Origin of the sequence: Streptomyces nodosus (genome assembly GCF_008704995.1) — a bacterium.
Taxonomy (GTDB): Bacteria; Actinomycetota; Actinomycetes; order Streptomycetales; family Streptomycetaceae; genus Streptomyces; species Streptomyces nodosus.
Genome location: NZ_CP023747.1, coordinates 1,163,397 through 1,179,736, shown reverse-complemented (window position 1 = coordinate 1,179,736; position 16,340 = coordinate 1,163,397). Strand labels below are relative to the sequence as shown.

Sequence of the window (16,340 nt, the reverse complement as noted above, 5' to 3'; positions counted from 1 at the left end):
GGGTCAGCGCGGACGCAGCGCGGCGACGGCGAACACCGCGGGTGCGGCGATGAGCAGGGTGAACGTGAGCGGCGACGGACTGTCGCGCGGCGGCCGGGGGCGGGACGCCGGGTGGTAGGCCGGGTAGTGCACCGGGCGGGCAGGCGTGGGGTGCGGGCTCGGCCGCGGCGAGGGCGTCGGAGTGGGGGCGGGCACGGTGAACGCTCTCGGCGCCGGGCGGGGCGGCGGCGCCACGGTGTGCGGGGGCGGGGCCGGCGGCACGCGCCTCGGCGTCGGGCGCGGCTTCGGCGGCGGCGTGACCTCCGGGGTCGGGGTCGGAGTCGGTTCCGGGGTGGGGGGCGGGGGCGGTGTCGGGGTGGGCGTCGGCGTGGGCGTCGGTGTCGGCGAGAAGCACGGGGGAAGGGGCCGAGGGGCGCCGCCCGCGACCGCCACCGCGTCCGTGCCGTCCGGGCCCGTCGAGGCGTACGCACACGCGTCGGCCGAGGCCGTGCCGACGGGCGCGCCCGCCAGGATCCAGACCAGCGTCACCAGGGCCAACACCCGTGTCACGAGGGTGGATCGAGTCCGTTCGGGTCGTTGCACGACCGAGATCATCGGCGCGTCCGGGGCTGCCTACGCCCGGGTCCGGGAGGAATTGCCCCGAAGAGGGGAGATCCTTCCGCGCCCGGTTTGGTCGACCGGGTCCGCACCGCCAGGAGTTGGGCACGCATGAGCGAAGGGTCGGGGAGGGGGAGTGCCCGGGCCGTCGAAGTCCGGGACGGCGGCCACAGAAAAAAATCTGCCGCCGGATTGAACACTGCGGGCCGTCCGCTGCGTATTCATGGCCATGCGCGGTGCCGAGACGAAGCCGCAACACCCAAGCAATCAGCGGGAGTTGACAATGAGGACATCCTGGCGGAGCACCAGTTTCGTGGCGACAGCCGCGGCCGTGCTGGCGCTCACGACGGCATGCGGTCAGGAGAGCGGCAGCCCGTCGACCAACACCCAGAACGCGGGAGCCAGTGTGGCTCCCGGTGCCTATGGTTCCGGTGGGTCGGGTCTCGGCTACGGCACCGACTCCAGCGCCTCGCCGGACGCCGAAGGGGAGTCGGCGGGTGTGCTGGCCGTGACCGAGAACGCCGTGCTCGGGAAGATCGTCACCGACAGCGCCGGCTTCACCCTCTACCGCTTCGACAAGGACACGGCCCAGCCGCCGAACTCCTCCTGCAACGGGGACTGCGCCGAGACCTGGCCGCCGGTCCCCGCCGAGGGCGCCTCGGTCTCCTCCGGCGTCGACAAGTCCCTGCTCGGCGAGGTCACCCGCGACGACGGCAGCAAGCAGCTGACCATCGCCGGCTGGCCGATGTACCGCTTCGCCAAGGACACCGAGGCCGGTGACACCAAGGGCCAGGGCGTCAAGGGCACCTGGTTCGCCACCGCGCCCACCGGCAAGAAGGCCGGTGCCACCGGGCCCGGACTGTCCGTGCGCAACGACCCCGAACTCGGCCAGATCGTCGTCGACAAGAACGGTATGACGGTCTACCGCTTCATGAAGGACCAGGCCTGGCCGAAGTCGGTGTCGAACTGCACCGGAGCGTGCCTGGACAAGTGGCCCGTGGTCGCCCCCGTCAAGGAGAGCGACACCAAGGGCATCACCAAGAAGGGCCTCATGCCCTTCACCCGCCCGGACGGGGCCCAGCAGATGACCATCAACTGCTGGCCGCTCTACACCTTCTCCGGCGACAAGGCCCCCGGAGACGCCAACGGTCAGGGCGTGGGCGGCACCTGGTACGCCGTCTCCCCCGACGGCAAGCCGGTCGGCGCTCCCTAGCAGGGATCACCTCCCCGGCAGGGACATCACCTCTCCGACAGAGATCACCTCCCCGGTTGATCGACCCTCACCGATCGCACGTCGGCCGCCTCACCGGGCAGCCCGTAGAACGCAGAAGGAGCTGACGCGGAAGAACGAGTGCCGGACGGAAGAACGCAGGCGCGTACGGTCGGTCCGCCCCCTCCGCAGCACAGGGAGGGGGCGGACCGCTGCCCGTGTGCGGGCCCGGCGACGGGCCCGGGCGCCTGGCACGTGCCGGAGGCAGTGGCGGGGAACGGACGGTCAATTTCCGTTTTCACTCGCTCCGTTGGCGGTCGATCAGTACCCTCTGCTCGAACGCCGGATCGGCCCGACTGTCGCCTACGCCGTGGAGAGCCATATGGAGCGTCCCGCTTGGGCTCCGAGGAGCGTCGACATCTCCCGGCCGAGCGTGTCCCGTATGTACGACTTCTATCTGGGCGGTTCGCACAACTTCGAGGTCGACCGGCAGGCGGCGCGCAGGGCGCTGGAGTTCATGCCGGAGCTGCCCAAGATCATGCAGGCCAACCGGGCGTTCATGCGCCGCGCGGTGCGGTTCGCCGTCGAGGAGGGCATCACCCAGTTCCTCGACATCGGCTCCGGCATTCCGGCCTTCGGTACCGTCCATGAAGTGGCACGAGGGGCCCACCCCGGGGCGCGCGTGGTGTACGTGGACCACGACCCGGTGGCGGTCGCGCACAGCCGGGCCGTGCTCGAGGGAGACGACGGCACGGACGTCGTCGCCGCGGATCTCCGCAAGCCCCGGGAGATCCTGTCGAGCCCTCAGATGACACGGCTGATCGACCCGAACCGGCCGGTCGCCCTCCTTCTCGTTGCCATACTGCACTTCGTGGAGGACACGGACGACCCGTACGGTGCGGTGGCCGAGCTGCGTGACGCACTCGCGCCGGGCAGCCTGCTGGTCGTCACACACGCCTCCTACGAGGGAAATCCGCTGCCGCAGGAGCGGGCCGAGGCCGTGGTCGATGTGTACGAGAACATCCGTAATCCGCTGATCATGCGTTCGCGCGACGCGATCGCGCGGTTCTTCGAGGGGTACGACATGGTGGAACCCGGGCTGGTGCCGATGCCGCAGTGGCGGCCCGACACGGCGTCCGAGGACGAGGATCCCTCTTCCTTCGCGGGATTCGCCGGCGTGGGGCGCTCGGCGTGAGCGCGGAGCCGGGAGGGCCGGAGGACAGACTGCGCAGATTCGCGACGATCTGGAGCCGGGCCGTCTTCCCGGCCACCTCGACGTCGCTGACCCGCGCGGAGTTCGAGGAGCGGCTGCTGCCGCTGGCCCGAAGACTGAGCGAGGCGCTGCGCACCAGGGTGTTCGACGCGGCGGCGGCCAGGGGGATCGGAGCGGCGCTCATCGAGGCCCACTGCACGGACCCGGAGGCGCTCAGCCGCACCCTGGACTGCGTCGACGCCTATCTGGTGCTCTACTGCGGCGACAGCGACGCCTCCCCGGACACCCAGGAGGCGCTGCGCAGCCGCTGCTCTCGGCTGCAGCACGCGATGGCCGCGGGGTTCGCCGAGGCCCTCAGACAGCGCACCCTGGCCGAGCAGGAGGCCATCTCGCAGGCCGCCCTGCGCGCCCAGGGTGTGGTGGCACAGGCCCTGCACGCCAGCGAGGCCCGCTTCCGGGCGGTCTTCGAGGGCGCGGCCATAGGGATCGGCATCGCGGACCTCGACGGCACGGTCCTCCAGGTCAATGGCGCGCTGCTGCGGATGTTCGGCGGTTCCGAACAGCTGGTGCGCGGCCGCAATGTGGCCACCTGGACCCACCCCGACGACGCGCCGCAGGTCCCCCGCCTGCACGACGAACTCGTCCGCGGCGAGCGCGAGCACTACCACGTCGAAAAAGCCTTCTACCGGCCCGACGGCACGGTCCTGTGGACCAACCTCACGGTGTCCCTGCTGCGGGACGCGGACGGGCGCCCGCAGTACCAGCTCGCGCTCATGGAGGACACCACCGAGCGGCGTCTGCTGAATCTGCGGCTGCGCTACGAGGCCACCCATGACGCGCTCACCGGGCTGCCCAACCGCACCCTGTTCTTCGAACGCCTGGAGAAGGCCCTCGCGGCGGGCGAGGGGCGGCGGTTCGGCCTGTGCTACCTGGACCTCGACGGCTTCAAGACCGTCAACGACAGCCTCGGGCACGCGGCCGGCGACCGGCTGCTGGTCGAGGTCGCCGACCGGCTGCAGGCCTGTGCGACCGCGCCCGGGGAGATGGTCGCACGCCTGGGCGGCGACGAGTTCGTGGCGCTGACCACCGGCCCCGGCACCGAGCGCGGGGTCGTGGAACTCGCCGGACGCATCATGAACGCGCTGGTCTCCCCGGTCAGCGTGCACGGCCGTGAGCTGACGGTGCGCGGCAGCATCGGCATCGTGGAGGGGCCGGTGGGGGAGCGCGGCCCGGCGGAGGTGCTGCGCAGCGCCGACATCACCATGTACCGGGCCAAGTCGGCGGGCGGCAACCGCTTCGAGTTCGCCGACCCGGAGTCCGACGCCCGCGCCATCACCCGGCACGGGCTGACCACGGCGCTGCCCACGGCCCTGGACCGGGGCGAGTTCTTCATCGAGTACCAGCCGCTGGTGCACCTCGAAGACGGCCGGGTGCACGGTGCCGAGGCGCTGGTGCGCTGGCTGCATCCGCAGCACGGAGTGCTGGGCCCCGACCGCTTCATCCCGCTCGCCGAACACACCGGGCTGATCGTGCCGCTGGGCCGCTGGGTCCTGGAGGAATCGGTACAGCAGGCCCGGGCCTGGCAGGAGAAGCACGACCGGACGGGCCCGCTGCGCATCAACGTCAATCTGTCTCCCTGCCAGCTCACCCATCCGGGTCTGGTCTCCGACACCGTCGAGATCCTGGCCGAGGCCGGTCTCGAACCGGACGCGCTCTGCCTCGAGGTCACCGAGTCGGCGCTCATCGGCGCGGACGACGCCCTGCTCAAACCGCTGCGGCGGCTGGCCGAGATGGGCGTGGACATCGCCCTGGACGACTTCGGCACCGGCTACTCCAACCTCGCCAATCTGCGCCGGCTGCCGGTGCGGACCCTCAAGCTGGACCGTTCCTTCACCCAGAGCATGCAGCGGTTCCCCGCGGACCCCGTCGACCTCAAGATCGTCGAAGGGATCGTGTCCCTCGCCCACAGCCTGGATCTCGCGGTCACGGTCGAGGGCGTGGAGACCGGCGCCCAGGCCGAACAGCTGCGGATCCTGGGCTGCGACACCGCCCAGGGCTGGTACTACGCCCGCCCGGGCCCCCCGGACCGCCTCCACGAACTGGCACTGATGGACGCGACGGGCTGACGGCCGCGGGGCAGCCGACGCCTCGGGCGGAACCCGAGGCGTGCAAGCCCCTCGGAGCGGAGCCCCGGGCGCGGCACACTGGACGTCACCCTCCCGGTGGCCGCGGTGCCCGCCCGCGGTCCCGGCCGCCACCGCCCGTGCCGTCGGGCGGCCCCGGCCGGCGAGCCTGACCGCCCTGCGGCGCGACCGACGTCCGTCCGGGCATCTGAGCGGGGCCGTCCCGCCGGTACGCCGGAAGGCGCCTGTGCACGGGAGTGGCCCGTGCGGCTGGGGCGCCGGTCCCGCCGCCGGACGGCGAGGAGCCGCAGCGCCGTTCCGGCGGCAGCCGCCGCGGCTTTCCCCACGCGGGGCGACGGCACGATGCCGACATGCCGGGACACCGGGATACCGGGATACCGGGAGTCTCTCGGGCGTGCCGGGCGACGGGAGGCGGCAGACGCACCCCACGGGCCCCACCCACGGCCCGTCGGGGCCCGCCCCGGCGCCGTCGGTCAGCGTTCCAGCAGCATGCGCTGCAGTTCCCGGGCCGCGCGGGGCGGATCCACATCGCTGCGGTGGGCCAGGGCGATCGTGCGGTGCAGCGCCGGCCGGGCCAGCGGGGTCACCCGCAGCCCGCGTCCGGTCCGGGTCGCGACCATGCGCGGGACCACGGCCACGCCGAGCCCCGCCCGTACGAAGCCCAGGACCGCGTCCATCTCCCCGCCCTCGACCGCGAAGTCCGGTTCGAAGCCCTCCGCACGACACGCGGCCACGGTCAGCTCCCGCAGGTCGTAGCCGTGGCGGAACATCACCAGACGTTCCCGTTCCAGGTCCGCGACCCGGACCGTGCGCCGGCCGCCGCCGGGCCGTGGGGCGTCCGGGGAGGACACCACCACCAGGTCCTCGCGCAGCAGCTCCACCGTGGACAGCGCGGGGGAGGGGGTGGGCAGGGGGAGGACGACCAGGGCGAGATCCAGGGCGCCGCGCGCCAGCCCCCGGACCAGGTCGTGCGAGCCGCCCTCCTCGATCAGCAGCCGGATCCCGGGGTAGCGGTCGTGGAAGGCGCGCAGCACGTCCGGCAGCAGGCCCGTACACAGGCTCGGCGTCGCGCCGAGACGGACCCGGCCCCGGCGCAGCTGCACCAGCTCCTGCACCTCGTGCCGGGCGGTGTCCGTGTCGGCGAGGATCCGGCGGGCCAGCGGCAGCAGCGCCTCACCGGCGTCCGTGAGGGTGATGTTGCCCCGCGCCCGCAGGAACAGGTCCGCGCCCAGTTCCCGCTCCAGCGCCTTGATCTGCTGCGACAGGGAGGGCTGGGCGACATGGACCAGATCCGCGGCCCGGGTGAAGTGCCGGGCCTCGGCGACCGCCACAAAATACTGGAGCTGCTGGAACTGCATACAGGGAGCATAGGCCAGGCCTATCGAAACAAGCCGGACCATGTCTTGGACCGATGGGGACCTTCGGCCCTAGCGTTCGGAACATGGCTCTGGCAACGCGGACGGACCGACGGCCGTCCATGGCGCACACCGTGTGGGACAGCACCGTCGGCAAGAAGACAGTGATGGCGGTCAGCGGACTGATCATGCTGCTGTATCTGGTCGTCCATATGATCGGAAACCTGAAGATCTTCTTCGGGGCGGGCGAGTTCAACCACTACGCCCACTGGCTGCGCACCGTCGGCGAGCCGTTCATGCACTACGAGTGGACGCTCTGGCTGGTCCGGATCGTGCTCGTGGTCGCCGTCGTGGCCCACGCCGTGTCCGCGTACCAGCTCAGCCGCCGCGACATCAGGGCGCGCCCCAGCAAGTACGTGCACAAGAAGCCGCGGGCGAGCTACGCCACCCGCACCATGCGCTGGGGCGGGATCATCCTCGGCCTGTTCATCGTCTGGCACATCCTGGACCTGACCACCGGCACCGTGCACTCCGGAGGCTTCCAGCCGGGCCACCCCTACCAGAACGTCGTCGACACCTTCTCCACCTGGTACGGCAACGTCATCTACATCGTCGCGATGCTCGCCCTCGGCCTGCACGTCCGGCACGGCTTCTGGAGCGCCGCCCAGACCCTCGGCGCCGGCAGCCGCACCAGGGACCGCGCCCTGAAGACCGTCGCCCATGTCCTTGCGCTGCTGCTCACGGCCGGCTTCATCGCCGTCCCCGTGGGCGTGATGACCGGAGTGGTGAGCTGATATGACTGCCCCCGCCGACTACACGGACTACACGACCGGGGAGCCGGTCGCCGACACCAAGGCCCCGGCCGGCCCCGTCGAGAAGCGCTGGGACACGCGCCGCTTCGAGGCCAAGCTGGTCAACCCGGCCAACCGCCGCAAGCACACGGTGATCGTCGTCGGCACCGGCCTGGCCGGCGGCTCCGCGGGCGCCACCCTCGCCGAACAGGGCTACCACGTCGTCCAGTTCTGCTACCAGGACTCCCCGCGCCGCGCCCACTCCATCGCCGCCCAGGGCGGCATCAACGCCGCGAAGAACTACCGCAACGACGGCGACTCCGTCCACCGCCTGTTCTACGACACCGTCAAGGGCGGGGACTTCCGCGCCCGGGAGTCCAACGTCCACCGGCTCGCCCAGATCTCGGTGGAGATCATCGACCAGTGCGTGGCCCAGGGCGTGCCCTTCGCCCGCGAGTACGGCGGCCTCCTCGACACCCGCTCCTTCGGCGGTGTCCAGGTCTCCCGCACCTTCTACGCCCGCGGCCAGACCGGCCAGCAGCTCCTCCTCGGCGCGTACCAGGCGCTGTCCCGGCAGATCGCGGCGGGCAATGTGGAGATGCACCCGCGCACCGAGATGCTCGACCTGATCGTCGTCGACGGACGCGCCCGGGGCATCGTCGCCCGGGACCTGATCACCGGGAAGGTCGAGACCTACTTCGGGGACGCGGTCGTCCTGGCCAGCGGCGGATACGGCAACGTCTTCTATCTGTCGACGAACGCCATGAACTCCAACGCCACCGCGATCTGGCGGGCGCACCGGCGCGGCGCGTACTTCGCCAACCCCTGCTTCACCCAGATCCACCCCACCTGCATCCCGCGCACCGGCGACCACCAGTCCAAGCTCACCCTGATGAGCGAGTCGCTGCGCAACGACGGCCGGATCTGGGTGCCGAAGGCGAAGGGCGACGACCGGCCGCCGAACGAGATCCCCGAGGACGAGCGCGACTACTACCTGGAGCGCATCTACCCGTCCTTCGGCAACCTGGTGCCCCGGGACATCGCCTCCCGCGCCGCCAAGAACGTCTGCGACGAGGGCCGTGGCGTCGGCCCCGGCGGCCAGGGCGTCTACCTCGACTTCGCCGACGCCATCCGGCGCATGGGCCGCACGAAGGTCGAGGAGAAGTACGGCAACCTCTTCGACATGTACGAGCGGATCACCGCGGAGAACCCCTACGAGGTGCCGATGCGGATCTACCCCGCCGTGCACTACACGATGGGCGGACTGTGGGTCGACTACGACCTCCAGACCACGGTCCCGGGCCTGTTCGCGATCGGCGAGGCGAACTTCTCCGACCACGGGGCCAACCGCCTCGGCGCCTCGGCCCTCATGCAGGGCCTCGCCGACGGCTACTTCGTGCTGCCGTCCACCATCAACGACTATCTGGCCCGCAACCCGCACCACGACGAGGTCAGCGCCGAACACCCCGTCGTCCAGGAGGTCCTGGCCGACACGGAGGACCGGCTGAACACCCTGCTCGCCGTCGACGGCGACCGCACGCCCGACTCCTTCCACCGCGAACTCGGCGAACTCATGTGGGAGTACTGCGGAATGGCGCGAACCGACGACGGTCTGCGCAAGGCCCTGGCGCGCATCCCGCAGATCCGTGAGGAGTTCTGGCGGCGCATCAAGGTCCCCGGCACCGGCGAGGAGTTCAACCAGTCGCTGGAGAAGGCCAACCGCATCGTCGACTATCTGGAACTCGCCGAGCTGATGTGCCTGGACGCGCTGCACCGCGCCGAGTCCTGCGGCGGTCACTTCCGCGAGGAGTCCCAGACCCCCGACGGCGAGGCCGCCCGCAGGGACGAGGAGTTCTCCTACGCCGCCGCCTGGGAGTTCACCGACACCGGCACGGCACCCGTCCTGCACAAGGAAGACCTGGTCTTCGAGTACGTCCATCCCACTCAGCGGAGCTACGCATGAAGCTCACCCTGCGCGTCTGGCGGCAGAAGAACGCCGACAGCGAAGGCGCCATGTCCACCTACGAGGTGGACGGAATCTCGTCCGACATGTCCTTCCTGGAGATGCTGGACACCCTCAACGAGGAGCTCATCCTCAAGGGTGAGGAGCCGGTCGCCTTCGACCACGACTGCCGTGAGGGCATCTGCGGCGCCTGCTCGCTCGTGATCAACGGCGACGCACACGGCCCGGAGCGCACCACCACCTGCCAGCTGCACATGCGGTCCTTCCAGGACGGCGACACGATCGACATCGAGCCCTGGCGCGCCGCGGCCTTCCCGGTGATCAAGGACCTGGTGGTCGACCGCTCCGCCTTCGACCGCATCATCCAGGCCGGCGGCTATGTCTCCGCCCCCACCGGCTCCGCGCCCGAGGCCCATGCCACGCCCGTCCCCAAGGCGGACGCGGACTTCGCCTTCGAGCACGCCGAGTGCATCGGCTGCGGCGCCTGCGTGGCCGCCTGCCCCAACGGTGCGGCGATGCTGTTCACCTCGGCGAAGATCAACCATCTGAATGTGCTGCCGCAGGGCGCACCCGAGCGGGAGACCCGGGTGCTGGACATGGTGGCGCAGATGGACCAGGAGGGCTTCGGCGGCTGCACGCTCGCCGGCGAGTGCGCGACCGCCTGCCCCAAGGGCATCCCGCTGGTCTCCATCACCGGCATGAACAAGGAGTGGCTGCGCGCGACCCGTAAGGCGGGCCGCCGCTAGCGACGCCACAGACGGGCCGGCGCCGCGGGGACGGCGGCGCCGGCCAGGGACGTTCGCCGACAGGGTGCGGACGGGCGGGACCGGGCGTGGTGCTCAACCCCGGTCCCGCCAAGCACCTCAGGGCCGCCGGCCGACCGACGGTGACGGCCGGCCCGGCCCCGGACCGGCCGGGCGCCCCCCAGACGGCACATCAGGCGTGGAACTGACCGTTGCGGTACTCCTCGTGTGGCAGCGAGTCCCATTCGGTATTCGCGCCGTCGCGCGTCACCATGAACAAGGGACGCGATCGGAGGACCTGCCCGACGAATTGCGCGCGCATGACGACCCCGGGATCATCCGGTCCTGCGTAGCCCTCGGGCGTGTAGCGAAAGTGCCCGTCCACTGCCTGGGCATGCGCGATCGCGTCGCGCTCCAGCTCCGACAGGTCTCTCCCGACCAGCGAGAGTCCGTCGTACACGACCTGGGGACCGTGCACGGCGTCGGCAGCAACGCAGAACAGCCCCGCAGCTTGGCTCACATAGACCGTGACGGCAGGCGGAGAAGGAGCAGCGCCGCGACGGTGGACCTCGATCCTCCACGTCGGCGAGAAGATCGCGTGGTCCCGCGCACTCTCGCTGACCTTCGTCCGGCCGAGCATCTCAGCCGCCTCGACCACTTCGCCGACGGGCATACCGAACCGGAGCGGTCCGACCCCGACAGCCGGCGAATAGGACCACTCCTCCCGTTCGGCGACTCCGACATCGGCTTCGGTCTTGAACGGCATGGTCGCCCCTCTGGAGACAGCTGAGACTCGCGCTGATTGAACAGGCACGGAACGAAAGGATCAAGGCGCCGTCGCATCCACTCCTTCTCGCGCCCCCATGTGTCAGACACCCCTTAGAGTGCTTGCGGTGCGAGAACCTCCCGGGGATCCTGCGCCGGACCCGCCGGTCCGCCCTCACTTCCGTGCTCGCGCCCGCGCTCACCTGCGCGTTCGCGCCCACCGGGGTACCGGCCACCGGGCACCGACCCCGGGCATTCAACATCCCCACATCCCTTCTCCTGGCCACGGTCACGCGCACGCCAACCGGCATCGGAAGAACAGGAGCGCACGGACCGCAACCGATCCGGTCCGCTGCCGCACCGCCGAACCGGCCCGTGACCAGGAGTGAGCCATGACCGGCGTAACCGCCCTCGCCAGCCCCCCACAGCCCGTGGCACCGACCCGCTACACCGTCACCCTCGCCCGTGACGAGGCCGACGTCCGGGCCGCCCAGCGGCTGCGCCACGATGTCTTCGCCGGAGAGATGGGCGCCCTGCTGTCCACCCCCCAGCCCGGCCTCGACATCGACCCCTTCGACGCCTACTGCGACCATCTGCTGGTCCGGGACACGGTGACCGACGAGGTCGTGGGCACCTACCGGCTGCTGCCGCCGGAGCGGGCCGTGATCGCCGGACGGCTCTACTCCGAGGGGGAGTTCGACCTCGGGCCGCTCGACGGGATCCGCTCCGGGCTCGTCGAGGTCGGCCGCTCCTGTGTCCACCCCGACCACCGTGACGGCGCGGTCATCGGGCTGATCTGGGCGGGGATAGCCCGCTATATGGTCGACGGCGGCCATGAGTGGCTGGCCGGCTGCTGCTCCCTGCCGCTCGCCGACGGCGGCGCCCTCGCCGCGGGCACCTGGGAGCGGGTGCGGACCAAGCATCTGGCCCCCGAGGAGTACCGGGTGCGGCCGCTGCTCCCCTGGCGTCCCGGCACCGAGGCCCCGGCCGGGCGCACCGAACTGCCCCCGCTGCTGCGCGGCTACCTCCGCCTGGGCGCCTGGGTCTGCGGGGAGCCCGCCCACGACCCGGACTTCGGCGTCGCCGACCTCTATGTCCTGCTGTCGATGCGCCGGGTCAACTCGCGCTATCTGCGGCACTTCCTCTCGCTGGTCCCGGCATGAGCGTCATGGGCACCTCCCGGATCGGGGTACCGGACACCGTCCGTCCCGTGCCGGCACCGCGTGTGCGCCGTGGCACCGCGGTGCCGGGCGCGAGGGCGACGGAGCTCCCGGCGGGCCCGGAGGCGGGCGAGGCCCCTGGCACCACCGGGTCCGGCCCGGTCGCCTCCGTCTGGCTGCCCAGCGCCCCGTGCTCGCCCGAGGCCTGCGTGGCGGCCACCGAGCCGACGGCGGCCGTACCGCACGCGGTGCTCCGGCTCACGGCCGTGCTGCTCCTGGTGGTCGCCGGGACGGTGCTCCTCCCGGTGGTCCGTCTGCTTCCCGCGGCCCCGCGCGAGCGGACCATCAGGGCCTGGTGCCGTGCGGTGGTGCGCGTCGTGGGCGTCAAGGTGAGGATCACCGGGGCCGCTCCCCGGCACGGCGGACTGCTGATGGTCGCCAACCACATCTCCTGGCTGGACATCCCGCTGCTCGCCGCCGTCCGTCCCGGCCGGATGCTCGCCAAGACCGAGATCCGGCAGTGGCCGGTGGCCGGCGCGCTGACCGCGCGCAGCGGTGCGCTGTTCATCGACCGCGACCGGCTGAGGGCGCTGCCCGCCACGGTCGCCCGGATCGCGGACGGACTGCGCGCCGGGTCGGCGGTCGTGGTCTTCCCCGAGGGGAGCACCTGGTGCGGACGGGCCCAGGGGTACTTCAGGCGGGCCGCCTTCCAGGCGGCGCTGGACGCGGACGTCCCCGTGCAGCCGGTCCGTCTCCACTACCGGTACGACGGGGGCCCCACGAGCACCGCGCCCGCGTTCGTGGGGAGCGACTCGCTGCTGACCTCCCTGTGGCGGGTGGCCTCGGCCCGCCGGCTGGTGGCGGAGGTCCGGGTCACCCCGGTGCTCACGGGGGAGACCGGCACCGACCGGCGCGCCCTCGCGCTGGCCGCCCAGCAGGCGCTGGACCTCCCGCACGACCCCCATCCGGACCACCCCGCTCACCCCTGAGGGGAGCCGTGACCGCGGGTACCCGTACCGGCCGGGTCCCCCTGCCCGAGAATGACCGTTCTCATACGGTGGCCGCCGGCGGAGCACGCACGTCCTCCGCGGGGCCGTACGGAACGGAGACCACATGACGGACGCAGCACGCCCCCCGTTCCCTCCCTTCACCCGGGAGAGCGCCCTCGAGAAGGTGCGGCTGGCGGAGGACGCCTGGAACACCCGCGACCCGGGGAAGGTGGCCCTCGGCTACACGGTGGACTCCCACTGGCGCAATCGCGCGGAGTTCATCGACGGCCGAGAGGCGGTCGTCGCCTTCCTCACCCGCAAGTGGCGGCGGGAGCTGGAGTACCGGCTGATCAAGGAGCTGTGGTCCTTCGACGGCCGCCGCATCGCGGTGCGTTTCGCCTACGAGTGCCATGACGACTCCGGCACCTGGTTCCGTTCCTACGGCAACGAGAACTGGGAGTTCGACGACAACGGTCTGATGCTGCGGCGCCACGCCTGCATCAACGACCTGCCCATCGAGGAGTCGGAGCGCCTCTACCACTGGCCGCTGGGCCGCCGCCCCGACGACCACCCGGGCCTGAGCGATCTGGGGCTGTGACCCCTCACCCGCCGGACGGCCGCGTCGGCGGCGGACCTACCGCATCCCGGAGACCTTGAACACCGCCAGCGCGGTCTCGCGGTCGATCCGTTCCTGGACCCGGTGCAGGGCCCCGGCCCCGCACAGCAGGGTGCCCCCGTCCGCCGACTTCCGGGCGTCCTCGGACAGCCGGTACCACAGGCCGGGGTTGTCCGTCAGCACCTGGGGATCGAGCTCCACCCGTCCGCCGAGGGCGTCCCGCAGCACCAGGCGCCGTGCCACACCGTCCAGGAACCGCACCGACACCAGAAGGTCGGTACGGACCCGGTGGGTGCCCAGCGGCCCACGGGAGGCCAGCCAGCCTTTGCCCGCGGACACCCGGCGCGGGCACAGCAGCACAAAGAGCAGCGCCGACAGTCCGCACCACAGGACCGCACGCCAGGCAGTGCCGTCCCCTGAACCCCAGTCGAGCAGGAACAGTGCGGCGAGGAGCGCGAGCGCCCAGCGGACGGCGCTGTGCAGCTCCGCGGCCCAGTGACGGTCGTACACCGTCCGGTCGGGCCGGAGTGCGGGCGCACCCGTGGCTCCGGGTCGTACGTCGCGGCCTTCCACACCACCGACGGTAGGCGCCCACGGCGGGGCGGGACCGGGCACAGGGCCGGTGTTGACGCGACTCTGACGTGTCCGCGGCGCTTCTTGACGCCGTCGCAGTGCCCGGTCCCCGCGGCCCTCACGCCCCCCGCCGATCCCGGTGGTCGCGGCTGTTCCGGCGAAAACCCGTACCGCGCGGTCGCGCCTGGCAACGGGCCGCCGCCGGGTCCGTAAGAGTCCCGTCAAAGACGTCGACAGCCTCGTAAGGGACCCGTCAACGGAAGCCGAATCCCTGGGGAAAGGCGGTTCCCTCGAACCGTCCTTGCTCGATCCGCACCTCATTCCAGGAGTTCACGATGGCCGATCTGGCCTTCGTCGTCACCACGATCGCGGTGTTCGCGCTGGTGGCGCTCGTCGCCAGAGGGGTGGCGAAGCTGTGACCGCCGAGAACATCGTCGGCCTGGTCGTGGCCGTCGCCCTGCTGGGTTATCTCGTCCTCGCCCTGCTCTTCCCGGAGAGGTTCTGACCGTGACATCAGCTGTCCGGGCAGCGGGCGACATGAGTCCCGTCCTCGCCGGCGCACTTCAGGCGCTCGCGCTGATAGCGGCACTGGCACTCGTCCACGCCCCCTTCGGCACCTATATGGCCAGGGTCTACTCCTCCGGCAGGCACGGCCGCGTCGAGAAGTGGATCTACAAGGGCATCGGTGTCAACCCCGACACCCAGATGCGCTGGCCCTCGTATCTGCGCGGGGTGCTCGCCTTCTCCGCCGCGGGTGTCCTCTTCCTCTATCTGCTCCAGCGGATCCAGGGTGTGCTTCCCGGGTCGCTCGGCTTCTCCTCGATCGACCCGGCGCAGTCGTTCAACACGGCCGTGTCCTTCGTGACCAACACCAACTGGCAGTCCTACGCCGGTGAGCAGGCCATGGGCCATGTGGTGCAGACCGCGGGGCTGGCCGTGCAGAACTTCGTCTCGGCGGCCGTCGGCATGTGCGTCGCCCTGGCGCTGGTCCGCGGCTTCGCGCGCTCTCGCACCGGAGAACTGGGCAACTTCTGGTCCGATCTGGTCCGCGGTGTGGTGCGCATCCTGCTGCCGGCCGCGGCGATCGCCGCGGTCGTCCTGGTGGCGTGCGGCGCGATCCAGAACTTCTCCGGTGTCCATGAGGTCGGGCAGTTCATGGGCGGGACGCAGCAGTGGCGCGGCGGCGCGGTCGCGTCCCAGGAGGCCGTCAAGGAGCTGGGCACCAACGGCGGCGGCTACTTCAACGCCAACAGCGCCCACCCGTTCGAGAACCCCACCCCGTTCAGCAATCTCTTCGAGATCTTCCTGCTGCTGGTGATCCCCGTCTCGCTGACCCGTACCTTCGGCGTCCTGGTCGGCTCGGTGAAGCAGGGCTACGCGATCCTCGCCACCATGGCCACCATCTGGGTCGGCTTCGTGGCCCTGATGATGTGGACCGAGTTCGCCCATCACGAGGGGGCGCTGCGGCTCGCGGGCGGTGCGCTGGAGGGCAAGGAGCTCCGCTTCGGCGTCGGCGCCTCGTCGCTCTTCGCGGTGTCCACGACCCTCACCTCGACCGGCGCGGTGGACTCCTTCCACTCCTCGTTCACCGGGCTGGGGGGCGGTATCACCCTGCTCGGCATGATGCTGGGCGAGATCGCGCCCGGCGGCACCGGGTCCGGTCTCTACGGCATCCTGATCATGGCGGTCATCGCGGTGTTCATCGCCGGTCTGATGGTCGGCCGCACGCCCGAGTACCTGGGCAAGAAGATCGGCTCCCGCGAGATCAAGCTGGCGGCCGTCTACATCCTGATCACCCCGGCGCTGGTGCTGGTGTTCAGCGCGTTCTCCATGGCTCTGCCCACCCCGCGGCACTCGATGCTCAACACCGGGGCGCACGGGTTCTCCGAGATCCTGTACGCCTTCACCTCCGCGGCGAACAACAACGGCTCGGCCTTCGCGGGGCTGAACGCGAACACGGACTGGTTCAACACCATGACCGGGCTCGCGATGCTGCTCGGCCGCTTTCTGCCGATGGTGTTCGTGCTGGCCCTGGCCGGCTCGCTGGCCGAGCAGAAGCCGGTGCCGGTCACCGCGGGCACCCTGCGCACCGAACGGCCGCTGTTCACCGGCCTGCTGGTGGGCGTGATCCTGATCATCACCGGTCTGACCTATTTCCCGGCGCTGGCGCTGGGCCCGCTGGCCGAGGGGCTGGCGTCATGACCGTCCGCAGCGGAAACCG

The 16,340-nt window shown here is 71.3% G+C and carries 15 protein-coding genes; 11 read left to right on the top strand and 4 right to left on the bottom strand.

What is annotated here, in order from left to right; all coding sequences use genetic code 11:
- Positions 1 to 3: 3 nt before the first annotated feature.
- The gene (locus CP978_RS05320) at positions 4 to 549 is read right to left on the bottom strand and encodes a hypothetical protein (protein WP_227745327.1); all 546 of its coding nucleotides are present in this window, start codon (positions 547 to 549) and stop codon (positions 4 to 6) included.
- A 331-nt stretch (positions 550 to 880) separates the two neighbouring features.
- On the opposite strand from CP978_RS05320, the gene CP978_RS05315 reads away from it, so the two are divergent.
- The 3 genes from CP978_RS05315 to CP978_RS05305 all read left to right on the top strand — a co-directional run bounded on the left by CP978_RS05315 (position 881) and on the right by CP978_RS05305 (position 5,146).
- A complete protein-coding gene (locus CP978_RS05315) occupies positions 881 to 1,810 on the top strand; it encodes an SCO0930 family lipoprotein (protein WP_043437953.1) in 930 nt (309 codons plus the stop codon).
- 379 nt (positions 1,811 to 2,189) lie between these two features.
- The gene (locus tag CP978_RS05310; protein ID WP_043448197.1) at positions 2,190 to 3,002 is read left to right on the top strand and encodes an SAM-dependent methyltransferase; all 813 of its coding nucleotides are present in this window, start codon (positions 2,190 to 2,192) and stop codon (positions 3,000 to 3,002) included.
- On the top strand, positions 2,999 to 5,146 hold the full coding sequence (locus CP978_RS05305) for a putative bifunctional diguanylate cyclase/phosphodiesterase (protein WP_043437950.1): 2,148 nt from the start codon (positions 2,999 to 3,001) through the stop codon (positions 5,144 to 5,146). Before CP978_RS05310 ends, CP978_RS05305 begins: the two co-directional genes overlap by 4 nt.
- 491 nt (positions 5,147 to 5,637) lie before the next feature.
- Here CP978_RS05305 and CP978_RS05300 read toward each other — a convergent pair whose 3' ends face one another.
- Positions 5,638 to 6,522 carry a LysR family transcriptional regulator gene (locus tag CP978_RS05300; protein ID WP_150478146.1) on the bottom strand — a complete coding sequence of 295 codons (885 nt, stop codon included), beginning with the start codon at positions 6,520 to 6,522 and terminating at the stop codon, positions 5,638 to 5,640.
- A gap of 119 nt (positions 6,523 to 6,641) precedes the next feature.
- Between CP978_RS05300 and CP978_RS05295 the strand changes: the two genes are divergently transcribed.
- From CP978_RS05295 to CP978_RS05285, 3 genes are read left to right on the top strand one after another with little or no spacing between them, the layout of a single operon-like run.
- Positions 6,642 to 7,313 (top strand): succinate dehydrogenase, encoded by a 672-nt coding sequence (locus tag CP978_RS05295; RefSeq protein WP_043437949.1) that lies wholly within the window; start codon positions 6,642 to 6,644, stop codon positions 7,311 to 7,313.
- A gap of 1 nt (position 7,314) precedes the next feature.
- Positions 7,315 to 9,273 carry a fumarate reductase/succinate dehydrogenase flavoprotein subunit gene (locus tag CP978_RS05290; protein WP_043437948.1) on the top strand — a complete coding sequence of 653 codons (1,959 nt, stop codon included), beginning with the start codon at positions 7,315 to 7,317 and terminating at the stop codon, positions 9,271 to 9,273.
- The gene (locus CP978_RS05285) at positions 9,270 to 10,019 is read left to right on the top strand and encodes a succinate dehydrogenase/fumarate reductase iron-sulfur subunit (RefSeq protein ID WP_043437946.1); all 750 of its coding nucleotides are present in this window, start codon (positions 9,270 to 9,272) and stop codon (positions 10,017 to 10,019) included. The genes CP978_RS05290 and CP978_RS05285 overlap by 4 nt, the downstream gene beginning before the upstream one ends.
- 190 nt (positions 10,020 to 10,209) lie before the next feature.
- Here CP978_RS05285 and CP978_RS05280 read toward each other — a convergent pair whose 3' ends face one another.
- The gene (locus CP978_RS05280) at positions 10,210 to 10,782 is read right to left on the bottom strand and encodes a hypothetical protein (RefSeq protein ID WP_043437943.1); all 573 of its coding nucleotides are present in this window, start codon (positions 10,780 to 10,782) and stop codon (positions 10,210 to 10,212) included.
- Positions 10,783 to 11,173: 391 nt separating this feature from the next.
- Here CP978_RS05280 and CP978_RS05275 point away from each other — a divergent pair, with 391 nt between their 5' ends.
- The 3 genes from CP978_RS05275 (at position 11,174) to CP978_RS05265 (ending at position 13,528) form a co-directional block, all read left to right on the top strand.
- Positions 11,174 to 11,944 (top strand): GNAT family N-acetyltransferase, encoded by a 771-nt coding sequence (locus tag CP978_RS05275; protein WP_043437941.1) that lies wholly within the window; start codon positions 11,174 to 11,176, stop codon positions 11,942 to 11,944.
- 173 nt (positions 11,945 to 12,117) lie between these two features.
- Positions 12,118 to 12,930, top strand: a complete 813-nt coding sequence (locus CP978_RS05270) for a lysophospholipid acyltransferase family protein (RefSeq protein ID WP_052454528.1) — start codon at positions 12,118 to 12,120, stop codon at positions 12,928 to 12,930.
- Between the two features lie 124 nt (positions 12,931 to 13,054).
- Positions 13,055 to 13,528, top strand: coding sequence for a nuclear transport factor 2 family protein (locus CP978_RS05265; RefSeq protein WP_043437940.1), 474 nt, complete (start codon positions 13,055 to 13,057; stop codon positions 13,526 to 13,528).
- Positions 13,529 to 13,564: 36 nt separating this feature from the next.
- On the opposite strand, the gene CP978_RS05260 is transcribed toward CP978_RS05265, so the two are convergent.
- Positions 13,565 to 14,119, bottom strand: a complete 555-nt coding sequence (locus tag CP978_RS05260) for a hypothetical protein (protein WP_227745326.1) — start codon at positions 14,117 to 14,119, stop codon at positions 13,565 to 13,567.
- A 415-nt stretch (positions 14,120 to 14,534) separates the two neighbouring features.
- On the opposite strand from CP978_RS05260, the gene kdpF reads away from it, so the two are divergent.
- Both kdpF and kdpA read left to right on the top strand, forming a co-directional pair.
- Positions 14,535 to 14,624 carry a K(+)-transporting ATPase subunit F gene (gene kdpF, locus CP978_RS05255; RefSeq protein WP_037727062.1) on the top strand — a complete coding sequence of 30 codons (90 nt, stop codon included), beginning with the start codon at positions 14,535 to 14,537 and terminating at the stop codon, positions 14,622 to 14,624.
- 32 nt (positions 14,625 to 14,656) lie between these two features.
- Positions 14,657 to 16,321: a potassium-transporting ATPase subunit KdpA gene (gene kdpA, locus CP978_RS05250; protein ID WP_043437933.1), complete on the top strand. Its 1,665-nt coding sequence runs from the start codon at positions 14,657 to 14,659 to the stop codon at positions 16,319 to 16,321.
- The last annotated feature ends 19 nt before the right edge of the window (positions 16,322 to 16,340 follow it).

Coding starts and splice junctions, on each gene's coding strand:
- CP978_RS05315 (WP_043437953.1), top strand. CDS start 881: ATGAGGACATCCTGGCGGAGCACCAGTTTCGTGGCGACAGCCGCGGCC.
- CP978_RS05310 (WP_043448197.1), top strand. CDS start 2,190: ATGGAGCGTCCCGCTTGGGCTCCGAGGAGCGTCGACATCTCCCGGCCG.
- CP978_RS05300 (WP_150478146.1), bottom strand. CDS start 6,522: ATGCAGTTCCAGCAGCTCCAGTATTTTGTGGCGGTCGCCGAGGCCCGG.
- CP978_RS05295 (WP_043437949.1), top strand. CDS start 6,642: ATGGCGCACACCGTGTGGGACAGCACCGTCGGCAAGAAGACAGTGATG.
- CP978_RS05290 (WP_043437948.1), top strand. CDS start 7,315: ATGACTGCCCCCGCCGACTACACGGACTACACGACCGGGGAGCCGGTC.
- CP978_RS05285 (WP_043437946.1), top strand. CDS start 9,270: ATGAAGCTCACCCTGCGCGTCTGGCGGCAGAAGAACGCCGACAGCGAA.
- CP978_RS05280 (WP_043437943.1), bottom strand. CDS start 10,782: ATGCCGTTCAAGACCGAAGCCGATGTCGGAGTCGCCGAACGGGAGGAG.
- CP978_RS05275 (WP_043437941.1), top strand. CDS start 11,174: ATGACCGGCGTAACCGCCCTCGCCAGCCCCCCACAGCCCGTGGCACCG.
- CP978_RS05265 (WP_043437940.1), top strand. CDS start 13,055: ATGACGGACGCAGCACGCCCCCCGTTCCCTCCCTTCACCCGGGAGAGC.
- kdpA (WP_043437933.1), top strand. CDS start 14,657: ATGAGTCCCGTCCTCGCCGGCGCACTTCAGGCGCTCGCGCTGATAGCG.